Genomic DNA, 22155 nt, shown 5'->3' on the forward strand with positions numbered 1-22155 from the left:
CGATGTCCGGCCAGCGCGGCGTTGACGCGCGGGGCCTCGCGTCCCAAGTGCGACACCGGGCGCGAGCGGGGCCGGGGGCCGCGCCCGCGCAAGAACCCACAGGGGAGGTCCCGCATGTCCGACGTGAACCGCCGCATCGTCCTGGCGTCCCGGCCGCACGGCGAGCCGAATCCGGCCCATTTCCGCGTCGAGCGTGGCACGGTCCCGGTGGCCAAGGAGGGCGAGGTGCTGCTGCGCAACCGCTACCTCTCCCTCGATCCCTACATGCGCGGCCGGATGAGCGCCGCGAAGTCCTACGCCAAGCCGGTCGAGATCAACGAGGTGATGGTCGGCGCCACGGTCGCGGAGGTGGTGGCCTCGCACAATCCGGGCTTCGCGATCGGCGACACCGTGCTGGCCTATGGCGGCTGGCAGGATTTTGCGGTGTCGAACGGCCAGGGCCTGCGCAAGCTCGATGCCTCCGCCGCCCCCGTCACCACGGCGCTCGGGGTGCTCGGCATGCCGGGCATGACCGCCTATACGGGCCTCCTCACCATCGGCGCGCCGAAACCCGGCGAGACCGTGGTGGTGGCCGCCGCCACCGGGCCGGTCGGCTCGCTCGTCGGCCAGATCGCCAAGCTCAAAGGCGCCCGGACGGTCGGCATCGCCGGCGGGGCCGACAAGTGCCGCCACCTCACGGAAGAGCTCGGCTTCGACGCGGCGGTCGACCATCGCTCCGCCGACCTGCCGGCGGCGCTCGCGGCGGCCTGCCCGGACGGCATCGACGTCTATTTCGAGAATGTCGGCGGCGCGGTGTTCGACGCGGTGCTGCCGCTCTTGAACGACTTCGCCCGCATCCCGGTCTGCGGCCTCGTCGCCAACTACAACATGACCGAGCTGCCCCCCGGGCCCGACCGGGTGCCGGCTTTGATGCGCGCGGTGCTGAGCAAGCGCTTGACCTTCCGCGGCTTCATCGTCTGGGACTTCGCCGACCAGGAGCAGGCTTTCCTCTCCGACGTCGGCCAGTGGCTGCGCGAGGGCCGCGTGCGCTACCGCGAGGACGTGGTCGAGGGGCTGGAGAGCGCGCCGGAGGCGTTCATCGGCCTGCTCAAGGGCCGCAATTTCGGGAAATTGGTGGTGAAGCTGTAGGCGTCACTCCTCCGGGGGGCGCCGCGCCAGCGCCCGCAGCGCCCCCCGGAAGCTGCGCACGTCCTGCTCGGTCATCGCCATGCGGTGGAACATGTCGCGCATGTTGCGGATCATCCCGTCGCGCTTCGCCGGCGGGTAGTAGCCGGCCGCGTCGAGCTCGGCCTCCAGGCTCTCGAACAGCGCGATCACGGCCTCCCGCGGCGCCGGCCCCGACCGCATCGCCCCTGAGAACGGCAGCACCGCCCGCCCCGCCGCCCGGCGCCACTCGTAGGCGACGAGGAGCACGCTCTGGGCGAGGTTGAGCGAGGCGTGGTCTGGATCGACCGGGAAGGTGACGATGGCATCGGCCAGCGACACCTCGTCGTTCGACAGCCCGACCCGCTCGCGCCCAAACAGGATGCCGACCCGCTCCCCCGCGGCGAGGCGGCCTGCCGCCTCCGCCATCCCCTCGTCCGGCCCGAAGACCCGCTTCATCTGCCCGCGTTCCCGCGCCGTGGTGGCGAGCACGTAGTGCAGGTCGGCCAGGGCCTCGGCGACGGTTGGGAAGATCGTCGCGCCGTCGAGGACGTGGGTGGCGTTCGAGGCGGTCTCGCGCACCCCCTTCATCGGCCAGCCGCCCTTCGGGTTGACGATCCGCAAGGCCTCGAGCCCGAAATTCCCCATCGCCCGGGCGGTCATGCCGATATTCTCGGCGAGTTGCGGCTCGACCAGGATGATGCAGGGGCGGTTCAGCGAAGGATCGGTCATGGCGCGGTGTCGGACGAAACGGATCGCCGGCACATAAGGCCTCGCGTCCGGATCGCGAAGGGGCCTCGCGCCGGCCCGGGAACCCGCCGCCCCCGGTTCGCGTTCTTTCCACGGACCTCCTTGCAGCCCCGGCGCCCCCGCGCCGGGGCTTTTTTCGTGACAGCCTCGAAAAACCATTCCGTCCCGGCGCTTCCCCAGGTTTGTGCAGCGCGCTATGACCGCGCCACGGCCGGCCGCGTGCCTTACGCGGGCATGTGGGCGGCCCCCGGTTCACGGAAGGCTGGATCAGACATGGCGAAGATCAAGGTGGCGAACCCCGTCGTCGAGCTCGACGGCGACGAGATGACCCGGATCATCTGGCAGTCCATCAAGGACAAGCTGATCCACCCCTACCTCGACGTCCCGCTGGAATACTACGACCTCGGGGTCGAGCATCGCGACGCCACCAACGACAAGGTGACGATCGAGGCCGCCGAGGCGATCAAGAAGCACGGCGTCGGCGTCAAGTGCGCCACCATCACCCCGGACGAGGCCCGGGTGAAGGAGTTCAACCTCAAGGAGATGTGGAAGTCGCCGAACGGCACGATCCGCAACATCCTCGGCGGCGTGATCTTCCGCGAGCCGATCATCTGCAAGAACGTGCCGCGCCTGGTGCCGGGCTGGACCCAGCCGATCGTGGTCGGCCGCCACGCCTACGGCGACCAGTACCGCGCCACCGACTTCAAGGTGCCGGGCAAGGGCCGCATGACGGTCAAGTTCGAGGGCGAGGACGGCACCGTCATCGAGCGCGAGGTGTTCAAGTTCCCGGGCGCCGGCGTCGCCCTGTCGATGTACAACCTCGACGAGTCGATCCGCGACTTCGCCCGCGCGTCGATGAACTACGGCCTCGCCCGCAAGTTCCCGGTCTACCTCTCGACCAAGAACACCATCCTCAAGGCCTATGACGGCCGGTTCAAGGACATCTTCGAGGAGGTGTACGAGGCCGAGTTCAAGTCGCGGTTCCAGTCGGCCGGCATCACCTACGAGCACCGCCTGATCGACGACATGGTCGCCTCGGCCCTGAAGTGGTCCGGCGGCTACGTCTGGGCGTGCAAGAACTACGACGGCGACGTGCAGTCGGACACCGTGGCGCAGGGCTTCGGCTCGCTCGGCCTGATGACCTCGGTGCTGCTCACCCCCGACGGCCAGACCGTCGAGGCCGAGGCCGCCCACGGCACGGTGACCCGCCACTACCGCGAGCACCAGAAGGGCAAGGAGACCTCGACGAACTCGATCGCGTCAATCTTCGCCTGGACCCGCGGCCTGTCGCACCGCGCCAAGCTCGACTCGAACGCCGATCTCGCCAAGTTCGCCGAGACCCTGGAGAAGGTCTGCGTCGACACCGTCGAGGCCGGCTTCATGACCAAGGACCTGGCGCTGCTCGTCGGCCCCGACCAGAAGTGGCTCTCGACCACCGGCTTCCTCGACAAGATCGACGAGAACCTGAAGACCGCGATGAAGGCGTAAGGCGTCGCATCGGGGCGGCCGGGCTCCGCCCGGCTGCCCGTCCGCGCAAGACGAAAAACCCGCCCGCGGCCTCCCGGCAGCGGGCGGGTTTTTCACGTCACCCCCGTCGGCCCGTCCAGCACCGCCCGCACCCGGCGCGCCAGCTCCATCCGGCGGTAGGGCTTGTTGATGATCTCGAACTCGGTGCCGCCGGCATCGGTGCGCTCGAGCGAGGCCTCGGCGTAGCCGGTGGTGAGCAGCACCTTGAGGCGGGGCTGGCGGCGGCGGGCCTCGCGGGCGAGCATCACGCCGTTCATACCGCCGGGCATGATGAGGTCGGAGAACAGGAGGTCGACCCGGTCGCCGCCGTCGAGGAGTTCCAGGGCCTGGCGGCCGTCGGTGGCGAGCAGCGTGGTGTAGCCGAAGTCGCGCAGGATCGCCCGGGCGAGCTCGGCGACGTCGCGGCGGTCGTCGACGACCAGGATCGTCTCGGTGCCGGAGCGCTGGTCGGCACGCTGGCCGGGCCCGGGGGCCGGGCGCTCCTCGCTGTCGCTCATCGGGAAGTAGAGCCGCACGGTGGTGCCGTGGCCGGCCCGGGACTCGATGACGATGGTGCCGCCGGACTGCTTGGCGAAGCCGTAGACCATCGCGAGGCCCAATCCCGTGCCGCGCCCCTCCTCCTTGGTGGTGAAGAACGGCTCCATCACCCGCGCCAGGATCTCCGGCGGCATGCCGTCGCCGGTGTCGGACACCGCGACCGAGACGTAGCGCCCGGGCTGGGGCAGTCCGGAGGGCAGGTCCTCGGCGGTGAAGACGTGGTTCTCGGTCCGGATCGTCACCGTGCCGCCCGCCGGCATCGCGTCGCGGGCGTTGATCAGGATGTTGAGCAGCGCCGCCTCGGTCTGGGTCGGGTCGAGGCGGGCGTTCCACAGGCCCTCGGGCAATTCCGCCGCGAGGGCGATCCCGTCGCCGAGGGTGCGGACGGCGAGGTCGCGCATCCCCTCGACCAAGTTGTTGAGGTTCACCGCCCGCCCGTCGAGGCGCTGCTTGCGGGCGAAGGCGAGGAGTTGCTGGGTCAGGGTGGTGGCGCGCTCGGCGGCGCTGCGGATGTTGTCGACCGCGCGCGTCATCCGGCGCGGATCCGCCGCCGGGTCCCCCAGGCCCGATTGCAGGATGTCGGCGTAGCCGACCACGACCTGGAGCAGGTTGTTGAAGTCGTGCGCGATGCCGCCGGTGAGCTGGCCCAAGGCCTCCATCTTCTGGGCCTGGCGCAGGGCCTCCTCGGCGTCGCGCCGGCGCGACACGTCGAGCTGCGAGCCGAAGAAGTAGACCAGCTCACCGTTCGGATCGTAGACCGGCGAGATGAACAGCGCGTTCCAGAACGTCGAGCCATTCTTGCGGTAGTTCAGGATCTCGGTCGCGATCTCCTTGCGCTCGGCGATGGCGCGGCGGACCTCCGCGATCGTCTCGCGGTCGGTCTCGGGCCCTTGCAGGAAGCGGCAGTTGCGGCCGACCAGCTCCTCGGGCGCGTAGCCGGTCATCGCCCGGAAGGCCTGGTTGGCGAAGATGATCGGGTTGTCCGGCTGGCGCGGATCGGTCACGATCATCGGCATCCGCGTCATCTCGACGGCGGCGAAGAAGATGTCGCTGTGGTGGTCCGCGACGTCGGTGGGCACGTCCGCCACGGTCGGCCGGGTCCCGAGTTCGGTCGGCGTTCGCTTCACACTCATCGTCGCTCCGGTGACCCAATCCCGCTCCGGACCAGGATCCTGCCCGGCCAAGGGATCCTACACTCGGCGCCCCTGCACAACGGTCGAGACGACCCTTGCAACCGCGACCGGGCGTCGCCTGGGGACTTCGATAGGCCAGGGGACGCAAGGTTGCAATCGCGGCCGCGGCGGCCGAGACGCGGTGCCGAAGCGGCAAACGATCGCCGCGACCGGACTTTTCCTCGCTCCCTCGTCCGATGCACTTGCTCTGCGCCGCCACAACACCGCTGGGGCGGGACAGGATCGTCGGACTCTGCTCTGACACGGGCGCCAGATGCCGAACTGTGCTTGCCTCCAGAGGAGAGCGACCGGCGACGACCGCCGGATGCTGCGGCCGAGGCCCGCAGCATCCTCCGCCCCGATCAGGCCGCCCGGCGCCGCGCCTCGCGAACCTCGCCGTCGCCCGAGAGCACCAGGGCGGCGTCGAGGGCGTCGCTGATCGTGGTGACCAGGATGTCGGCGGAGGTCGCCCGGCGCAGGCGGTCGCGGCCGGCCGGGTCGCGCTCGCGCCAGATCGCCACCATCACCCGCACGCCGGGGATCGCCCGCCGGGCGAGCCGGGCGGCGAGCCGGATGTGCGAGGTGCTGATCGGCTCGATGTAGGACAGGCAGACCAGGGCGACGCCGGCGGTGTCGGGCCGCTCGCCCTTGTTCAGGGCGTCCTGGCTGGTGGTGCGGGCGTTGAGGCCGTGGCTCCCGAGCACCTGGGCCAGCATGCCGGCGGCGGCGGCGTCGAACGGCCCGCGGGCCGCCACCACCAGCACCGGGGCGGGACCGCGCCAGGCCGGGGCCAGATCCTCCGGGCGGCGCACGATGGCGGTCGAGGCCCGGTCCGGCCCGAGTGCGGCCACCGCCGCCTCGGTCTCGGCGCTGCGCACCGCCGAGGCGCCCTTGCGCACCGGCAGGGTGCCAAGGGTCGTCACCACCGATTCGATCGCCCGGCCCACGGCCTGCTGGCGGTCGGCGGCGAGCGCGCCGCTCGCCCGGTCGTTCTGGGCGAGCCGCAGGCCGCCGAGCGCGATCTCGTCGTAGTAGGTCGCGAGCGCGCGCTCCTTGAGCACCTGGCGGGCCTTGTCGATCGCCTCGAGGGGGTCGCCGGCCAGCATGCGCTGGTAGAAGATCTCGGAGGGGGCGAGCGCCGGCCGGTCGCCCAGCATCACGTCGAGGAAGGCCAGGCGCTCGACGTGGCGGCCGAGCACGACGAGGCAGACGGTGATCGGGGTGGCGAGCACCAGCCCGACCGGTCCCCACAGGAAGGTCCACAGGGTCGCGGCCAGGATCACCGCCACCGGCGACAGGCCGGTCGAGTGGCCGTAGAGCAGCGGCTCGACGACGTGGCCGGCGATCGGCTCGACGATCGCGAACAGCAGCACCGTCGCGATCAGCATCGACCAGCCCGGATCGACCGCCGCCGCGAGCATGAGCGGGAAGGCCATGCCGATCACTGCGCCGATATAGGGCACGAAGCGCAGGATCGCCGCGAGCACGCCCCACAGGATCGGGCTCGGCACGCCGATGAACCACAGGCCGATCGCCACCACCACGCCGAAGGCGAGGTTGAGCCCGGCCTGGGCGAGGAAGAAGCGCGAGAGGCGCGCCACCGCGTCGTCCATCGCCGCCGTGGTGGCGCGCAGGTCGCCGGAGCCGGCGAGCCGGATGGCGCGGTTGCGCAGGTCCTCGCGCTGGGCGAGGAAGAACAGGGTGAAGAGCAGGATCAGCCCGACCGTGGCGAGCGGGTGCAGCACCGGCGCCACGACGCTGCCGAGGGTCGAGAGCAGGCCGGCCTTCGGCTCCTGCACCTCGACCAGCATCGGCTTGCCGGTCTCGGCCGGGCCGCCCCGCGTCTTCGCCGGCTCCGGCGGCTGCAGGTCCTGGCTCAGGTCCTGCACCGCCTGGAACAGCCGCTCCAGGGTGGCGCCGCCGCCGGCCTGGGAGCGTAAGGAGCCGATCTTCTCGCGCATCGTCACGGTGTAGCGCGGCAGGTCGGAGGCGAGCTGCGAGGCCTCGTTGGCGATGAGGAGGCCGAGGCCCCCGAGGCCCGCGAAGGTGGCCAGCACGACGACCAGCACGGCGAGCGAGCGCGGCAGGCGCCGGCGTTGCAGGCCGCGCACCGTCGGCGCCAGCACGAAGCTGAGCAGCACCGCGAGGGTGATCGGCATCAGGACGTCGCGCCCGAGCGACAGGATGGCGCCGATGGCGAGCACCAGGAGGCAGGCCGCCAGCGCCGTGAACACCGGCATCGCGTCGCGCAGGCGGCGCGCCGTCACGGGATCGTCGATCATCGGCCTCTCGGAGCCTGTTCGATAGGCAAGAGCGACATGGCACGCATCTGCTTTTCCTGTTCGCGACCTCATCCTGAGGTGCGACTGAAAGGAGCCTCGAAGGAGGGCTCCAGAGTTCTCGGAGGTTTCTGGCGCCCTCCTTCGAGGTCAGTCGATCCTCTGATCGACTGACACCTCAGGATGAGGTCGAGGGTAGGATGGACTGTCCGACCCGATCAAACAGGATCTCGCGGCGGCACGCCCTCGCCTCGATCGACGCGAAGGCGATCGAAACCGGCGCCCGTGCGCGCTGTCAGGAGGTCGGCGGCGTGCCGAGGGCGGCGCCGATCTGGGTCAGGAGCTTCGAGAAGTCGACGGGCTTGGGGTGGTAGTCGTCGCAGCCGGCCTGGATCACCTTCTCGCGGTCGCCCGACATGGCGTGGGCGGTGAGCGCGATGATCGGGATCCGGGCGGTCTCGGCGTCGGACTTGAGCGCGCGGGCCGCCGACCAGCCGTCGAGCACCGGCAGGTTCATGTCGAGCAGGATGATGTCGGGTCGGCTGGTGCGGGCCTTCAGCACGCCCTCCTCGCCGTCATGGGCGAGCACCACCTCGTAGCCCCGCCGCTTGAGCCGCCGGGAGAGGAAATCCCAGATTTCCTCGTGGTCCTCGACGAGAAGGATCTTTGCCACCGCCCCCACTCCACGCTCGCGCACCCCCCGGGGGGCCGGATGGCCGCCCCTGGCTTCGCGCCTGATCGACAGGCCCTCGTACAGGCCCGCCGCCGACGCGGCGGACCGGCCATAAGATCGGGCCCGACACAAGTGGGCCGGCCCGCCCGGATGTCATCCCTCGTGCGGCAACCCGAACTCCACGCACTCCGATTCCGCCCGCTCGAAGGCCTGGATGACGTGCTGGTAGGAGCGCCAGGTCTCGCTGGCGTGGTCGACGTCGGTGGGGCGCAGCACGAACATCAGCATCGAGCGGCCGGTGACCGCGTAGGTGTCGCCGACGGCGAACCGGGCGAGGTCCTGGGTGTCGGGCAGGTTGGTGTCGAGCACCCGCATCCAGGCGTCGCCCCCCACCACCTCCGGCAGGGTGAACTCCACCACGTCGTGATAGGCGTTGAACAGGAGCATCAGGGTCGCCTCGCCCCCGCGGCGGTGGATGCCGCTCGTCTGCGCCCGGCCGTCGAGGACGACGGCGAGCGAGCGGGCGCCGCCGTCGTTCCAGTTCTCCGGGGTCATCTCGGTCCCGGCCGGGGTGAGCCAGCTCACGTCCTTGACGCCGAGATCGGCGTCGTAGGCCCCGGTGAGGAACCGCCCCCGGCTCAGCATCGGCAGGGACTTGCGCAGGATCAGCAGGCGCTGGGTGAACTCCGCCAGGTCGCGCTCGTCCTCGCCGATCCCCTTCCAGTCGATCCAGGAGATCTCGTTGTCCTGGCAGTAGGCGTTGTTGTTGCCCTTCTGCGTGCGGGCGAACTCGTCGCCGGCGAGCAGCATCGGGGTGCCGCGCGACAGGAGCAGGGTGGCGAGCAGGTTGCGCATCTGGCGCAACCGCACCGCCTTGATCTCGGGATCGTCGGTCGGTCCCTCGGCGCCGTAATTGTAGGACAGGTTGTGCGAATGGCCGTCGCGGTTGTCCTCGCCGTTCGCCGAATTGTGCTTCTCGTTGTACGAGACCGTGTCGGCGAGGGTGAATCCGTCATGGGCGGTGATGAAGTTCACCGAGGCCCAGGGGCGCCGGCCGCGCTTGTTGAACTTGTCGGCCGAGCCGGTGAGACGCGAGGCGAGCGCCGGCAGCAGGCCCTCGTCGCCCTTCCAGTAGCCGCGCACCTCGTCCCGGAAGCGGTCGTTCCACTCGGCCCAGCCGGGCGGGAAGCCGCCGACCTGGTAGCCGCCCGGGCCGCAATCCCACGGCTCGGCGATCAGCTTGACCGAGGACAGGATCGGGTCCTGGCGGCAGGAATCGAGGAAGCCTCCGCCCTCGTCGAAGCCGTAGGGCTCGCGGCCGAGGATCGTCGCGAGGTCGAAGCGGAAGCCGTCGACCCGCATCTCGGTCGCCCAGTAGCGGAGTGAATCCGTCACCATCTGCAGCACCCGCGGGTGCGAGAGGTTGACGGTGTTCCCCGTGCCGGTGTCGTTGATGTAGTAGCGCTTCTGGTCCGGCAGCAGCCGGTAGTACGAGGCGTTGTCGATGCCCTTGAACGACAGGGTCGGGCCCTTCTCGTTGCCCTCGGCGGTGTGGTTGTAGACCACATCGAGGATCACCTCGAGGCCGGCGCCGTGCATGCGCGCCACCATCTCCTTGAACTCGGAGAAGGCGAAGTCCGGCACGGCGGCGTAGCGGCGGGCGGGGGCGAAGAACGAGAGGGTGTTGTACCCCCAGTAGTTCACCAGGTCCTTTTCCAGCAGGTAGCTGTCGTTGACGAAGGAGTGGATCGGCAGCAGCTCGACCGAGGTGACGCCGAGGCTGCGGATGTATTCCAGCACCTCGGGCGTGCCGAGGCCCGCATAGGTGCCGCGCAGTCGCTCAGGCACCGCCGGGTGCAGCTTGGTGAAGCCCTTGACGTGGGTCTCGTAGAAGACCGTCTTGTCCCACGGCACGTTCGGCTTCTGGTCGCGGCCCCAGGTGAAGGCGGGGTCGATCACCCGGCACTTGCGGGTGAAGGGGGCGCTGTCGCGGGTGTCGAAGGTGGTGTCGTCGCCGCTCTCCATCACGTAGCCGAACAAAGCCGGGTTCCAGGTGACGGAGCCGACGAGCGCCTTGGCGTAGGGGTCGAGGAGCAGCTTGTTGGGGTTGAAGCGGTGGCCGGCCTCCGGCTCGTAGGGGCCGTGGACCCGGTAGGCGTAGATCGTGCCGGGACGGGCGTCGGGCAGGTAGCCGTGCCAGACCTCGTCGGTGTATTCCGGCAGGGCGATCCGCTCGATCTCGGTCTCGCCGGAATCGTCGAACAGGCACAGCTCCACCTTGGTGGCGTGGGCGGAGAACAGCGCGAAGTTGACGCCGAGGCCGTCCCAGGTGGCGCCGAGCGGGAAGGGCTGGCCCTCGCTGATGCGCGAGACGGGCGAGGTGCGCCGGACGAGCGGCGAGGCCGCCGGGGCTTCCGGAGCGGGCTTGGACGTGAGTTCCATGTTCATCGGCGCGTTCAACGGTCCCGGAGGCGAGAAGCCTGACTGTGGGCTGAACGCGCCGGCCCTCGCCCAAGCTCCCGTCCCGCCGTCAAAATTTCACCGGTGCAATTTTACCGGCGGAAATCGCGCCGCGATCCGGAGCCGCGGGCGCCGCCGCGGGTTGCCGGGAGGACGCCGAGGAGATGCGATGAGCGCGACGGTCGCGGACGTGATGAGCAGGGACGTGGAGTTCATCCCCGGCGAGGCCCTGGTGCAGGAGGCGGCGGTGCTGATGGGCGAGCTCGACGTCGGCGCCCTGCCGGTCGGTACGGCGGACGCCCTCGACGGCGTGGTCACCGACCGGGACATCCTCTATCGCGTCGTCGCGCAGGGGCTCGACCCGAAGGCGCTGCGGGTGAGCGAGGTTCTGTCGCGCCCGGTCGTGTCCTGCACCGAGAGCGATCCCGTGCGCACCGCCCTCGACCTGATGGCCGCCCACCACGTCCGGCGCCTGCCGGTGCGGGATGCCGGCGGGCGCGTCACCGGCTGGGTCACCCTGGCCGACCTGTCGCGGGCGCTGCTCCTCGGCGGCGACGCGCTCCAGACCTCGCTCAAGCGGCTGACCGAGGAGGCATGAGCTAGATGCCGGCCGCCGCCGCCGCGTTGGCCGCCTCGTTGGCACGCTCGGCCTCCAGGATGGTCTGGCGGGCGAGGTAGCGGGTGACCAGCGCCTCGACGTCGCGGATGGTCTCCTCGACGAGGTGCTCCTGGAGCCGGGCGCGGGGATCGTCGGGTTCCAGGTTCTCGCGCTCCTGGAGCCGGCGCATGGCCTGCTTGACCACCTGGTAGACCGCCTCGCGCTCCTCGCGGCTCATCGCCGGGGAGATTGCCCGGGCGACCAGGTCCGTGAAATCGGACATCGGTGTCTTGCTCGTCCTGACGCGTCGCGGGCGCTCCGTGCGGCGCCCCGGCCCGCTTCATCGCACGGCCCGCGCCGGGACCGAAGGGCCCCGGAGACGGGCCCGGTCACATGTTGTGGTCCTTGACGCCGGCGATGAGCAGGCTGCTGCAGCCCCAGATCACCAGGAAGGCGAAGAAGGCGACGGCCAGGGACTGCCCGCGCATCGGCACGGTGGAGAGCTCGGGCCGGCTCGGCGGCACGAAGACCGCGAGGTAGACGTGCTGGCGGTTGGCCGCGACCCGGGCACGGTCGAGCATGATGGTAGCGGAATCGTTCAGCTTCTCGGCGATGGTGCGCTCGACCATCAGCCCCTCGTATTCGAGGATCGCCTCCGAGACGGACCGGCCGCCGACCGCCATGCCGTCGTTGGTCAGCGAGTCCTCGAGCTGCTTGATCTGCTGGTTGGTGGCGCTGAGGCTCGCCACGATGGTCTGGATCGAGCGCGACTTCTCGTCGAGGCCGGAGCCGCGCAGCACCTGGAGGTCGTTCTCCGCCTTGATCTTGTCCTTGCGCAAGGTGAGCAGCGTGGTCATCGTGGCTTCCGCGGACTTCGCCGGATCGATGATGCCCCAGCGGTTGCGGAACTCGCGCAGGGCGAGGTGAGCCTTGCGCATCCGCTCCTCGCTCGCCGCCAGGTCGGCTTGGCTGTGCTTGAGCATGTCCTGCTGCGCGCGGGACGAGATCGCGTTGATCAGCGCCTCGGCGCGGGCCATGATATGGCGGCTGATCGCCATGGCGTCGTCGGGCGTGAAGGCCTGCACCGTCAGGGTGATCACGCCGGAGACCAGGTCGATGTGGACCTGGACGTGCTTGCGCCAGTACTTCAGCAGCTTCTCGATCGGCTTGTCGCCGGAATAGCGGGTCCAGAAGTCGGCCTCGTCGCGGGTGAACATCCGCACGACGTCGAGCTCCTTCTGGGCGCTCTCGAGCATCGGCTGGCTCTGGATGTATTCCTGGACGATGTAGCTGTCCTGGCTGTTGTTCTTCTGGATCAGCGAGGAAAATTCGCCGAGGACGACGTTGCCCATCGGCTCGACCTCGCCGCGGACGGCAAAGCGGGTCTCGACGACGTACTGGTCGGCGGCGAAGACGAACAGGTAGATCCCGATCAGCGCCGTCGGCAGCAGCACGAAGATGCCGATGTTGCGCACCAGCCGGGCCAGGACCCGGTTCTGGGTTCCGGCGGTGGGCAGGAGCGGGACGCGGGTCCAGCGCAGCGGGTTGAGGAGCGCCGGCAGCCGGCCCCGGGGGCCCTCGGGCGCGATCGGCTCGACCGTCTCGGCGTTGCGGCGCAGGTCGGGCACGGTGCGCCGCGCGAACGCGATCATGCTGCCGAGCCTGTCGCGCCGTTTGACCTCGTCCGCGTCCATACTGCCAGATTCCTCGTGCGGCGTCGGCCGCCTGCGTGACCCTGATGGCCAAGGGCACCGGATGCTGCGGTTTTCGGCCTTTTTAAAGGCGCCTCACTGCCCCCGGAGGGCGGCGGCGAGGCGGGTCCAGGCCGCCTCGTCGGCGGGCAGGCCGAGGCGCAGGCGTGACGGCGCCGCCTCGAACCGGCGCACGAAGATCCCGGCGCGGCCGAGTTGCCCGAACAGGCTCGGTGCCTCGGGAAAGTCGGCGGTGCGAAACAGGCGCGTGCCGCCGACGATCCGGCCGCCGGCGGCAGCGAGCAGCGCGTCGAGCCGGGCCGCATCGCGGCCCCGCGCCGCGGCGGCCTCCCGCCGCCAGGCGGTGTCGGCGAGGGCCCGGCGGCCGACCGCGATCGCCGGGCCCGACACCGCCCAGGGCCCGATCGCGCGGCGAACCAGACCGACCAGGGGCTCGCCCGCCACCGCGAAGCCGAGGCGCAGGCCGGCCAGGCCGTAGGTCTTGCCGAAGGAGCGCAGCACCAGGCAGCCGGGCGGCGGTGCCGCGCACAGGCTCTCGACCGGTTCGAGATCGGCGAAGGCCTCGTCGACCACGAGCCAGCCGCCGCGCTGCGCGAGCCCGGCGGAGGCCGCCGCGAGGTCGCGGGCCGGGATCACCCGTCCGTCGGGGTTGTTCGGACTGACGACCACCACGACGTCGGCCTCGCCCGCGAGGTCCGGCACCGTCGCGACCGCGTGCCCGGCCCGGGCCCAGGCCGCGGCGTGCTCGGCATAAGTCGGGCCGACCACCGCGACGCGGCCGGGCGGCCGCAGCCGCGGGATCAGGTCGATCAGCGCCTGCGTGCCGGGGGCGGCGACGACCTGGGCCGAGTCCGCGCCGTAGGCCTGCGCCGCCGCGGCCTCGAGGGCCGCGAGGTCGTCGCCGGCCGGCAGCCGCGTGAAGGCGCTGGCCTCCGGGGCCGGCCACGGATAGGGGATCGGGTTGATCCCCGTCGACAGGTCGATCCAGGGCTCGGGGGCCTGCGGGAAGAGCCGGCGGGCCTCGCCGAGGTCGCCCCCGTGCCGGATCGCCCCTTCCACCTCACGCGTCATGACCGCCCTGCTGCACCCGCCCGACAGCCTCCCGGTGCTCGTCCTCGCCCTCGCGGTCGAGGCCGTGCTCGGCTATCCCGACCGCCTCTACAGGCTGGCCGGTCACCCTGTCACCTGGATCGGCGCCCTGATCGCCGCCCTCGACCGCCGCCTCAACCGCGAGGGCGACCCGCCCGGGCGCCGGCGCGCCGCCGGGGTGCTGGCGCTCCTCCTCGTCCTCGCGGCGACGGGCCTTACGGCGACGGCCTTCGCCCTCGCCTGCGGAGCGCTCGGGCTTCTTCCCGGCGCGATCGTCTGCGCGCTCCTCGCCGCGAGCCTGCCGGCGCAGCGCAGCCTGCACGACCACGTCGCCCGGGTGGCGCGGGAGCTCGACCGCGATGGGCTTCCCGGCGGTCGCCGGGCGGTGGCGATGATCGTCGGGCGCAACCCCGAGACCCTCGACGAGGCCGCGCTCTGCCGCGCCGCGATCGAGAGCCTGGCCGAGAACTTCTCCGACGGGATCGTGGCGCCGGCCTTCTGGCTCGGCGCCGGCGGCCTGCCCGGGGGGGCGCTCTACAAGGCGATCAACACCGCCGACAGCATGATCGGCCACCGCACGCCCCGCCACGAGGCCTTCGGCTGGGCCGCCGCCCGCCTCGACGACCTCGTCAACCTGCCGGCCTCGCGCCTCACCGCCGGGCTCCTCCTCGCCGCCGCCGCCCTCACCCCGGGGGCCAGCGCCCGGGCCGCGCTCGCGGCTTTGCGGCGCGATGCCGGCCGCCACCGCTCGCCCAATGCCGGCTGGCCCGAGGCCGCGATGGCCGGCGCGCTGGGCTTACGCCTCGCGGGTCCCCGGGTCTACGGCACCACCCGGGTCGAGGATGCGTGGATGGGATCGGGCCGGGCGGAGGCGAGCGCCGCCGACATCCGGCGGGCGCTCGCGCTGTACCGGCGCGCCTGCTTGCTGCTGTGGGGACTGGCGGCGGGGCTGGCGTGTCTGGCGCTGGTGGTGTGAGCCTTCACCAGTCCGGCTCGATGGACCGGGGCGCCTCCCCCGGTTCGGGCAGGATCTCGCCCGCCCGGTCGCGCAGGGCGCGCGGGATCGCGCCGAGGGCCGGATCGTCGAAGGACAGGTGCGGCAGGCGCGCGGCGACGAGCCCGGCGACGAGGCGCGCCTGGCCCGCGTCGCGCCCGCGCTTCAGCGGGTCGCGGTCGTCCCGGGTGGCGAGCCAGGCCTTGTGGAGGGCGAAGGCCCGCGGGTCGGGCACCACGAGGCCGACCGGATAGCCGCGGGCGTCGATCGTCACTGCGGCCACTTTCGGGCAATTGACGAGCCAGGCCAGCCCTTCGATCTCGACGGCGCTGAGATCCTCGGGCGAGGTTCCGATCCGGCTGCGGGCGTTGCGCGCCATGCGGTCCGGCGGCAGCGGCTGGATCAGGTCGACCATGAAGCCGTCCCGGTTCACCGCCCGGAAGCTCTGCGGCCCCGTCGGCTCGAACGACCTGTCGACGCTGCGCAGCAGGCCGATCAGCCCGTCCCGCCCCAGATCGCCCCCCGGCAGGGCCTCGGCGACGAGGCTGAGGCGGGCGCGGGCGTCGAACAGCAGGTCGATGTCACCGGTGGCGAGGTGGCCGCTGGCGATGCGCAGGCCGGCCATGCGCTCGTAGGCGAAGAGGGCGTGGGTGCCGACGACCCGGATGCCGGCACCGAGAAGGTGCGCTGCCGCGAGCACCCGCAGGGCGCGCGCCGCGACGACCGGCATCCGCCCGAGCGAGAGGGCACGGTTCACCGGGGCCATCGCGTCGAGACGTTGGGCGAGGCCGGAAAGGCGCTGCTTCAGCCGTGACCGGCCGTCGTGGAAGGCCGCGTGGGCGGCCTCGGTCTCGGCGCCGCGGGGCCCGAGGGAGGACCAGGCGGTCCCTCGCTTGCGGTAGAGGTACTGGTGCCCGCGCACCGTCTTCCAGGCCATCGATCCGGCGTAGCGCCGGGCGAGTTCGGTCCGGGCCGCCTGGTAGGCGGACAAGACCTGCTCGGCATCGACGAACTGGCGGACCTGCTCGTGCGTCCAGTCGGTGAAATCGGCCATCGGGTTTCGGATCGGGCTGCCTATGGCTCGATCCTACGCCGTTTTTCTCCGCCAGGCCATTGATAAGAAAGGCGTTATCCCTTTCATGACCGAAACCGGCCCGAAAAGGGATAATTTCCCGATCAGCGCCGACCTGGCGCGACGCCCCCGGTCTCGGCCGCGGCCGAGCGCTTGAGGATTCCCTGGACCACGAACACCATCACGGTGCCGACGACGAGGCAGGCGGCGAGGAAGAGCATCGGCACGAGCTTGCTGCCGCTGACGTCGCCGATCCACGGCACGACGTTCTGGGCGATGAAGCCGCCGAGGTTGCCGACCGAGTTGATCATCGCGATGCCGGCCGCGGCCGTGGCGCCGCGCAGGAAGGTCGGGGGCAGCGACCAGAACACCGGCTGGCCCGAGAAGATGCCGGCGGCGGCCACGCACAGGCAGGCGAACTTCACCGCGTCTCCGGGCAGCACCACGCTGAGGACCAGCCCCAGCGCCCCGACGAGGGCCGGGCCGGCGATGTGCCAGGTGGTCTCGCCGGTGCGGGCCGCGTGCCGGGGCACCCACCACAGCGCCAGCGCGACGCAGATCCACGGGATGATGTTGATGAAGCCGTTCACGGTGTTCGAGACGCCGAAGCCCTTCACCACGGTCGGCAGCCAGTAGCTCAGGCCGTAGGCCGCGAGCGGGAAGGCGACGTAGAGGAGCGCGAGCAGCACCACGCGGGTGTCGGCGAGCACCCGGAACGGGTTGGAATGGTCGGTGTGGGGCGTGGTGTCCGCCTCGCGCGCCAGGGTGTCGGCGAGCCACTTCTTCTGGGAGGCGTCGAGCCAGGGCGCCTTGTCCGGCCGGTCGGGCAGGATGACGAACACCACGAAGGCGAGCAGCACCGCCGGCACGCCGGTGGCGATGAACACCCATTGCCAGCCGCGGTAGCCGAGCGCCCCGTCGAGGTCGAGGAGCGCGCCGCCGATCGCCGCGCCGACGGCGTTGGCGACCGCGCTCGCGATCATGAACCAGCCGACCATCCGGCCGCGGAAGGCCTGCGGGAACCACAGGGTCAGCGCGTAGAGCACGCCGGGGAAGAACCCGGCCTCCGCCGCGCCGAGGAGGAAGCGCAGGACGTAGAACATCACCGGCCCGGTCGAGAAGCCGAGCAGGATCGTGATGATCCCCCAGGTCGCCATGATGCGGGTGAACCACACCCGGGCGCCGACCCGCTCCAGGATGACGTTCGAGGGCACCTCGAACAGGAAGTAGGCGAGGAAGAACAGCGAGGCACCGAAGCCGTAGGCCGCCTCGCTGAGCCCCAGGTCGCCCACCATCTGGAGCTTGGCGTAGGAGACGTTCTGCCGGTCGATGTAGGCGATCAGGTACATCAGGCCGAGGAGCGGCATCAGCCGCCAGGTGATCGTCGCGATCGTGCCGATGCCGAGGGCATCGGTGCCGACGCCGAGGGCGTCCTGCTGCGGGTCTGCCCTTCTCTGGTCTGCCATGGGGTCTCCTCCCGGCCGTGCCCACGCACTACGTCTTGGCTGCTGTGGCCTTGGCGGCGCTGCTTAATCCGCCGCCGGCCGGGGCGATAGGGGTGGCGAGTACCAGGCCCTGGCGCGTCAGCCCTTGCGCACCGCCAGGTTGGCCTTCAGCGCCTCCCAGCCGTCGCGCAGGCGGAAACTGCCGAGGCTCAGATCGCGGAGACCCTCGAAGGGGCGGACCTCCGGCCGCTCGCCGCGCGGGTGCACCACCACGGTGGCGGTGCGCCCGACCGTCAGGCGGTCGCGGTCTACGGTGGAATCGAGCGCGATCCGCACCGGCACGCGCTGGGCGAGGCGCACCCAGGCGAAGGTCGGGTTGACGTTGGCCAAGAGCGACGAGCCGGCGCTGCGCTCCCGGTCCTCGATGCCGGCGGCGACGCTCTCGACCTTGCCGGTGACGTCGCGGTCCTCGCCCATCAGCCGCACGCTGACCGGGTCGCCCGGATGGATGCGGTCGAGCTTCGTCTCCTCGAAATAGCCCTGGACGTGCAGGGTGTCGCTGTCGACGAGCGCCATCACGGCCTTGCCGACCCCCACATAGGCACCGGGGCGCAGTTCGAGGTTGCTGATGCGGCCGTTGACCGAGGCGCGCACCTCGGAGCGGTCGAGGTTGAGCTTGGCGAGGTCGCGGTCGGCCACGGCCTGGTCGTAGGCGGCGCGCGCGCTCTGCTCGGCGGCGAGCGTGGCCTCCAGCTTCTGCTGCGACACGACGTTGTCGCTGAGCTGGCGGTAGCGGGCGAGATCCGCCTCGGCCTGGACCAGGGTCGCCTTGCGGCCGGCGACCACGGCGTCGGCCTGGCGCAAAGCGAGGCCGAAGCGGTCGGGATCGATGCGAAACAGCACGTCGCCGCGCCTGACGCGCTGGTTGTCACGCACCTCGACGTCGCGCACCAGCCCCGAGACGTCGGGGGCGACGCCGACGACCTCGGCCCGCACCCGGCCGTCGCGGGTCCAGGGGGCCTCGAGGTAGTAGTCCCAGAGCGCCATCCCGACGACGATGGCGAGCGCCAGCATGGCGGCGGTGACGGCGAAGCGGCCGAGGAAGGCGAGCGCGCGGGTCATGGTCCGGTCTTCAGGTCAGGCGGCCGGCGAGCGACACGACGCCGCCGAGGCACACGAGGTAGAGGCAGAGGTCGAAGAGCGGCCGGTGCCAGACCAGCCGGTAGAGCCCGAGCGCGCCGATCAGCCGGCGCACCACGAGGTTGAGGACGAAGGCGACGAGCGCCCAGACCAGGAGCGCCGGCACGAAGACGCCGTAGAGGTCGATGTCGGTCATCAGGCGGCCTCCCGGGCGGGCAGGGCGGCGCCGGGCGGCGGCGCCTCGGGAAACAGGGCGCGGCGCAGGCCGACGAGGCCGAGCAGCGCGTCGCGCCGGCCGGCGCCCTCGGAGGCCTCGATTCCGACGAGCGCCGCGTCGATGCGGTGGAGCAGGTCGCCCGAGGCCGGGCCGCGCGGGCCCTCGTAGTGGATCGCCACCGCGTCGAGGGCGTCATCGAGGGGCGCGACCGCCCCGGCCGGCAGGCCGTGGCGGGCGCGCCGCAGCGAGACGAGGTTCATGCCGATCCGCAAGGCCGCCAGGGTGTCGATCCGCGACAGGTCGCTGCCGGGCCCGCTGGCGGCGAGCCGCGGCACCAGCAGGCCGAGGCGGTCGAGCATCAGGTGGGCGAAGGCGGTCCGGTCGCCGCGCCCGCGCCGGCGCGCCGCCCGGGCGAGGTCGGCCCGGCTCGCCGCGACGAGCCGGCGGGCGCCGTGCTCGGCGCCGACCGAGCGCACCAGCCGCGTCACGAGGGCGGCGAGCCAGATGCCGCCGACGAGGGCGATGCTCGAATTGACGTATCCGCCGAATTCCGAGGTGTAGCGGTCCTGGATCGCCAGGAGGGCGTTGCCGTTGACGCCGAGCGCCAGGCCGACCGGCAGCAGCTTCGGATACGTCATCAGCAGGCCGCACAGGATCAGGGCCGGGGCCAAGACGAGCGCCAGGCTGACGAAGTCGTGCACCAGCGGCATCACGGCAAACAGCAGCACGCCGATCGCCGCGGCCGCGATGCCGGTCCAGGTGGCGAAGCTCAGGATCGCCGGGACCGGATCGTCCTGGGTCGCGAACATGCAGCACAACACCGCGCCCATCATCGCCGCGGTGGCGCCGTCGGGCCAGGCGGTGGCGATCCACACCACCACGCAGGCGACGGTGCCGAGGAAGGCGCCCAGCGCGGAACGCAGCGCCATGCCGTGGTCGCGGTGGCGCGGGGCGCGGCCGCCGAACTCGCTCGCAAAGGCCAGCGGCTCGCGCAGACGGCCGTCGCCGCGGGCGATCCCGTCCTGCAACACCCGGCAGTCCCGCCCGATCGCCACCAGTTCGCGCAGGCGGTCGATCAGGCTCGCCCGCACCAGGGCGGGCCAGGAGGCGCGGGAGGACAGGGGCCGGTCGGCGGCCTCAATGCGGGCCATGAGCGCGTCGGCCTCCGCCGCGGGAGCGCCGGCTTCCGACCACGCCTCGACGTCGGCGAGGAGCCGGCGCAGGTCCGGCGTGAGGCCCGACAGGCCGTTCAACGCCGCGATCCGGTCGGCCAGCGAGGAGAGCACCGGCAGCAGCATCAGCATCCGGCCGCGCAGCAACTGCACCAGCGGCACCGCCCGGCGCTGGGCCGAGGTGTCGTAGGCGAGGTGGGTCGAGAGCGCGTCGATCTCCGCCGCTTCCGCCGCGAGGCGCAGGCGCCGCGCCCGGGTCGCCGGCGCCTCGCCGGTGCCCGACAGGACGTCGCCGGTCCAGCGCCCGGCCTCGCCGAGCCAGGCGCCGACCCGGGCCGCCAGCACCGGGCCGACCGCCTCGGGGAGGACGAGGCTCGCCACCAGCGAGGCGCACAGGATGCCCAGCGTGATCTCTTCCGCCCGCGACACCGCGGTGTCGAAGATCGTCTCGGGTGCCGTCACCGCCGGGAAGCCGATCAGCGCCGCGGTGTAGCCGGCGAGCATGAACAGGTAGGCCCGCGGCGATCGGTCGAGGAGCGAGAGGTAGAGGCAGCCGGCGGTCCAGAGCGCGAGCGCGAGCGTCAGCACCTCCGGGGCGTTGACGAGCGGCGGCACCATCACGACCGCCGCCGAGACGCCGATCAGCGTGCCGACCACCCGGTAGAGCGCCTTCGAGCGGGTGGCGCCGGAGAGCGGCTGCATGGTGATGTAGACGGTCGCCATCGCCCAGTACGGCCGCGGCAGGTCGACCCACAGGGCGATGCCGAGGGCGAGCAGCGCCGCCCCGCTGACCTTCAGCGCGAACAGCCATTGGCGCCAGCCGGGCAGCATCAGGCGCGTCCTCCGGTGGCCGGGCGGGGCATCGGCGCGTCGCCGGGCCCGCAGGCGAGGCTCGCCCCACCCCTGCCTGCGCCCTTCGGGCCCTCGGCCTGGAGCGCGCGCAAGACGTGTAGCGCGGCCTTCAGGTCGTCGTCGCCGACATGGGTGAAGACCGCCTCGCGCAAGGTGTCGAACCGCGCCTCGATGGCGGCGGCGCGGGCCCGGCCTTCCTCCGTCAGGTGCAGCACCTTGGCGCGGCGGTCGGTCGGGTCCTCCCGGCGGGTGACGAGGCCGGCCTCGCAGAGCTGGTCGAGGAGGCGCACCAGGCTCGGCCCCTCGACGCCGAGCGCATCGGCGAGCGTGGTCTGGCGCAGATCGCCGCCGAGCCGCCCGATCAGCAGCAGCGGCAGAGCCGTTGCCTCGGTCAGCCCGTAGGCCGTCACGACCTCGTCGGCGGCCCGGCGCCAGACGCGCCCGGCCTGGAGCAGGGTCAGGGTGAGGGATTGCAGCAGGTCGCGTCGCATCGCCGTCGTGGGACCGATCCTTGATCGTCCTCATAGATAGGATGCTAACGATTTAGGGTGAAGCGCGGCCGGCGCGGGTCGGCCATGCGCTCGGAAGGCGCGCCTATTGCCGGGCGGCGGCGTCGCGGTCGGGCGTCCAGTCGAGCTCGACCACGGTCTCGCCGTCCTCGCGGTTGTAGCGGAGCGCGGTCAGCCGCATCGCCCGCAGGGCCGCGGCGTCGTCGGCCCGGGGGCACTGGACCGGATCGTGGGGGCGCTTGGTCCGGTCGAGCATGCGCCCGAAGGCGGCGTCGAGGGTGGGCATCGCCGCGACGGTCGAGAACGGGGCCGACAGGTAGACGGTACGGGCGGGCCCACGGGCGAGGCAGTAGCGCCAGTCGGCGGCGGCCGGGGTGGCGGCCAGAACGACGCCGATCACGGCGCCCGGAAGCAGGGCTCTCATCGAAGCGGGGGTCTCGGAACGGGCCTCGGGGGCCGTCCCGATGCGCGGCGCTTGCGGCGCCAGCAAGGCGTCGGGGACGTCCGGCCGGAATCAGGCGAGGGCGGACCTCTCGGCCTCCTCCGCCTCGAGGCTCACGCTCCAGACCCGGGCGCCGTCCTCGGCGACGAGCCAGGCCTCGCCGGTGCGGTCGCACAGGACCTCGTCGGCCCGGCCGAGGACGCGGGCGGCGGCGTGGCGCACGGTCGGCGCCTCGATCGGCAGGTCGTGGAGGGGAAAGGCCTCGCTTCGGTCGCGGGAGGCGGAGAGCAGGCGATAGACGGGCATGACGGGCGAACTCCGGAAGACGATGGGGGTCTGGCGATCCCGGATGTCTGGCGTGATCGGCGGCTG

General features: G+C 71.8%; 20 protein-coding genes. 4 read left to right on the top strand and 16 right to left on the bottom strand.

Translation table 11 applies throughout. The features are described 5' to 3' along the window. Positions 1-114: 114 nt before the first annotated feature. Complete coding sequence (locus ACS5PV_RS11080) at positions 115-1128, top strand: NADP-dependent oxidoreductase (RefSeq protein ID WP_455395382.1); 1014 nt, start codon at positions 115-117, stop codon at positions 1126-1128. A gap of 3 nt (positions 1129-1131) precedes the next feature. Here ACS5PV_RS11080 and ACS5PV_RS11085 read toward each other — a convergent pair whose 3' ends face one another. Beyond that, entirely contained in the window at positions 1132-1875 is a 744-nt protein-coding gene (locus tag ACS5PV_RS11085) for an RNA methyltransferase (RefSeq protein ID WP_455395383.1), read from the bottom strand. Between the two features lie 291 nt (positions 1876-2166). On the opposite strand from ACS5PV_RS11085, the gene ACS5PV_RS11090 reads away from it, so the two are divergent. Next, on the top strand, positions 2167-3381 hold the full coding sequence (locus tag ACS5PV_RS11090; protein ID WP_455395384.1) for an NADP-dependent isocitrate dehydrogenase: 1215 nt from the start codon (positions 2167-2169) through the stop codon (positions 3379-3381). Between the two features lie 92 nt (positions 3382-3473). On the opposite strand, the gene ACS5PV_RS11095 is transcribed toward ACS5PV_RS11090, so the two are convergent. From ACS5PV_RS11095 to glgX, 4 genes are all read right to left on the bottom strand, one after another. After that, positions 3474-5090, bottom strand: coding sequence for a hybrid sensor histidine kinase/response regulator (locus tag ACS5PV_RS11095; RefSeq protein ID WP_455395385.1), 1617 nt, complete (start codon positions 5088-5090; stop codon positions 3474-3476). Between the two features lie 401 nt (positions 5091-5491). After that, on the bottom strand, positions 5492-7411 hold the full coding sequence (locus ACS5PV_RS11100) for an AI-2E family transporter (protein WP_455395386.1): 1920 nt from the start codon (positions 7409-7411) through the stop codon (positions 5492-5494). Positions 7412-7703: 292 nt separating this feature from the next. Beyond that, entirely contained in the window at positions 7704-8081 is a 378-nt protein-coding gene (locus ACS5PV_RS11105; protein WP_455395387.1) for a response regulator, read from the bottom strand. A 153-nt stretch (positions 8082-8234) separates the two neighbouring features. Then, the gene (glgX, locus tag ACS5PV_RS11110; protein ID WP_455395388.1) at positions 8235-10529 is read right to left on the bottom strand and encodes a glycogen debranching protein GlgX; all 2295 of its coding nucleotides are present in this window, start codon (positions 10527-10529) and stop codon (positions 8235-8237) included. A 181-nt stretch (positions 10530-10710) separates the two neighbouring features. Between glgX and ACS5PV_RS11115 the strand changes: the two genes are divergently transcribed. Next, positions 10711-11139: a CBS domain-containing protein gene (locus tag ACS5PV_RS11115; RefSeq protein WP_455395389.1), complete on the top strand. Its 429-nt coding sequence runs from the start codon at positions 10711-10713 to the stop codon at positions 11137-11139. Between the two features lies 1 nt (position 11140). On the opposite strand, the gene ACS5PV_RS11120 is transcribed toward ACS5PV_RS11115, so the two are convergent. The 3 genes from ACS5PV_RS11120 to cobD all read right to left on the bottom strand — a co-directional run bounded on the left by ACS5PV_RS11120 (position 11141) and on the right by cobD (position 13922). Then, a complete protein-coding gene (locus tag ACS5PV_RS11120; RefSeq protein ID WP_455395390.1) occupies positions 11141-11422 on the bottom strand; it encodes a hypothetical protein in 282 nt (93 codons plus the stop codon). Between the two features lie 106 nt (positions 11423-11528). After that, on the bottom strand, positions 11529-12833 hold the full coding sequence (locus tag ACS5PV_RS11125; protein ID WP_455395391.1) for a capsule biosynthesis protein: 1305 nt from the start codon (positions 12831-12833) through the stop codon (positions 11529-11531). 93 nt (positions 12834-12926) lie between these two features. Beyond that, on the bottom strand, positions 12927-13922 hold the full coding sequence (cobD, locus tag ACS5PV_RS11130) for a threonine-phosphate decarboxylase CobD (RefSeq protein WP_455395392.1): 996 nt from the start codon (positions 13920-13922) through the stop codon (positions 12927-12929). Here cobD and cbiB point away from each other — a divergent pair. Continuing rightward, positions 13921-14916, top strand: a complete 996-nt coding sequence (gene cbiB / locus ACS5PV_RS11135) for an adenosylcobinamide-phosphate synthase CbiB (protein WP_455395393.1) — start codon at positions 13921-13923, stop codon at positions 14914-14916. The two genes, cobD and cbiB, sit on opposite strands and share 2 nt — an antisense overlap. A gap of 4 nt (positions 14917-14920) precedes the next feature. Here cbiB and ACS5PV_RS11140 read toward each other — a convergent pair whose 3' ends face one another. The 8 genes from ACS5PV_RS11140 to ACS5PV_RS11175 form a co-directional block, all read right to left on the bottom strand. Beyond that, a complete protein-coding gene (locus ACS5PV_RS11140; protein ID WP_455395394.1) occupies positions 14921-15988 on the bottom strand; it encodes a GSU2403 family nucleotidyltransferase fold protein in 1068 nt (355 codons plus the stop codon). Positions 15989-16110: 122 nt separating this feature from the next. After that, positions 16111-17472, bottom strand: a complete 1362-nt coding sequence (locus ACS5PV_RS11145) for an MFS transporter (protein WP_455395395.1) — start codon at positions 17470-17472, stop codon at positions 16111-16113. A gap of 117 nt (positions 17473-17589) precedes the next feature. Beyond that, entirely contained in the window at positions 17590-18573 is a 984-nt protein-coding gene (locus ACS5PV_RS11150; RefSeq protein WP_455395396.1) for an efflux RND transporter periplasmic adaptor subunit, read from the bottom strand. Between the two features lie 10 nt (positions 18574-18583). Next, positions 18584-18787, bottom strand: a complete 204-nt coding sequence (locus tag ACS5PV_RS11155; protein ID WP_455395397.1) for a DUF1656 domain-containing protein — start codon at positions 18785-18787, stop codon at positions 18584-18586. Further along, positions 18787-20814: an FUSC family protein gene (locus ACS5PV_RS11160; protein WP_455395542.1), complete on the bottom strand. Its 2028-nt coding sequence runs from the start codon at positions 20812-20814 to the stop codon at positions 18787-18789. Before ACS5PV_RS11160 ends, ACS5PV_RS11155 begins: the two co-directional genes overlap by 1 nt. After that, positions 20811-21323 carry a MarR family winged helix-turn-helix transcriptional regulator gene (locus ACS5PV_RS11165; protein WP_455395543.1) on the bottom strand — a complete coding sequence of 171 codons (513 nt, stop codon included), beginning with the start codon at positions 21321-21323 and terminating at the stop codon, positions 20811-20813. The genes ACS5PV_RS11160 and ACS5PV_RS11165 overlap by 4 nt, the downstream gene beginning before the upstream one ends. Before the next feature lie 103 nt (positions 21324-21426). Then, positions 21427-21765: a hypothetical protein gene (locus ACS5PV_RS11170; protein ID WP_455395398.1), complete on the bottom strand. Its 339-nt coding sequence runs from the start codon at positions 21763-21765 to the stop codon at positions 21427-21429. Positions 21766-21855: 90 nt separating this feature from the next. Next, positions 21856-22089, bottom strand: a complete 234-nt coding sequence (locus tag ACS5PV_RS11175) for a hypothetical protein (RefSeq protein WP_455395399.1) — start codon at positions 22087-22089, stop codon at positions 21856-21858. Positions 22090-22155 lie beyond the last annotated feature (66 nt).

It is taken from the genome of Methylobacterium sp. Gmos1 (assembly GCF_053764715.1).

Bases quoted from the DNA above. Each gene is read 5' to 3' on its own strand.
- glgX (WP_455395388.1), bottom strand. From the start codon at position 10,529: ATGAACATGGAACTCACGTCCAAGCCCGCTCCGGAAGCCCCGGCGGCC.
- ACS5PV_RS11175 (WP_455395399.1), bottom strand. From the start codon at position 22,089: ATGCCCGTCTATCGCCTGCTCTCCGCCTCCCGCGACCGAAGCGAGGCC.
- ACS5PV_RS11140 (WP_455395394.1), bottom strand. From the start codon at position 15,988: ATGGCCGATTTCACCGACTGGACGCACGAGCAGGTCCGCCAGTTCGTC.
- ACS5PV_RS11100 (WP_455395386.1), bottom strand. From the start codon at position 7,411: ATGATCGACGATCCCGTGACGGCGCGCCGCCTGCGCGACGCGATGCCG.
- ACS5PV_RS11085 (WP_455395383.1), bottom strand. From the start codon at position 1,875: ATGACCGATCCTTCGCTGAACCGCCCCTGCATCATCCTGGTCGAGCCG.
- ACS5PV_RS11120 (WP_455395390.1), bottom strand. From the start codon at position 11,422: ATGTCCGATTTCACGGACCTGGTCGCCCGGGCAATCTCCCCGGCGATG.
- ACS5PV_RS11145 (WP_455395395.1), bottom strand. From the start codon at position 17,472: ATGGCAGACCAGAGAAGGGCAGACCCGCAGCAGGACGCCCTCGGCGTC.
- ACS5PV_RS11165 (WP_455395543.1), bottom strand. From the start codon at position 21,323: ATGCGACGCGACCTGCTGCAATCCCTCACCCTGACCCTGCTCCAGGCC.
- ACS5PV_RS11080 (WP_455395382.1), top strand. From the start codon at position 115: ATGTCCGACGTGAACCGCCGCATCGTCCTGGCGTCCCGGCCGCACGGC.
- ACS5PV_RS11125 (WP_455395391.1), bottom strand. From the start codon at position 12,833: ATGGACGCGGACGAGGTCAAACGGCGCGACAGGCTCGGCAGCATGATC.
- ACS5PV_RS11095 (WP_455395385.1), bottom strand. From the start codon at position 5,090: ATGAGTGTGAAGCGAACGCCGACCGAACTCGGGACCCGGCCGACCGTG.
- ACS5PV_RS11115 (WP_455395389.1), top strand. From the start codon at position 10,711: ATGAGCGCGACGGTCGCGGACGTGATGAGCAGGGACGTGGAGTTCATC.
- cobD (WP_455395392.1), bottom strand. From the start codon at position 13,922: ATGACGCGTGAGGTGGAAGGGGCGATCCGGCACGGGGGCGACCTCGGC.
- ACS5PV_RS11090 (WP_455395384.1), top strand. From the start codon at position 2,167: ATGGCGAAGATCAAGGTGGCGAACCCCGTCGTCGAGCTCGACGGCGAC.
- ACS5PV_RS11155 (WP_455395397.1), bottom strand. From the start codon at position 18,787: ATGACCGACATCGACCTCTACGGCGTCTTCGTGCCGGCGCTCCTGGTC.
- cbiB (WP_455395393.1), top strand. From the start codon at position 13,921: ATGACCGCCCTGCTGCACCCGCCCGACAGCCTCCCGGTGCTCGTCCTC.
- ACS5PV_RS11170 (WP_455395398.1), bottom strand. From the start codon at position 21,765: ATGAGAGCCCTGCTTCCGGGCGCCGTGATCGGCGTCGTTCTGGCCGCC.
- ACS5PV_RS11150 (WP_455395396.1), bottom strand. From the start codon at position 18,573: ATGACCCGCGCGCTCGCCTTCCTCGGCCGCTTCGCCGTCACCGCCGCC.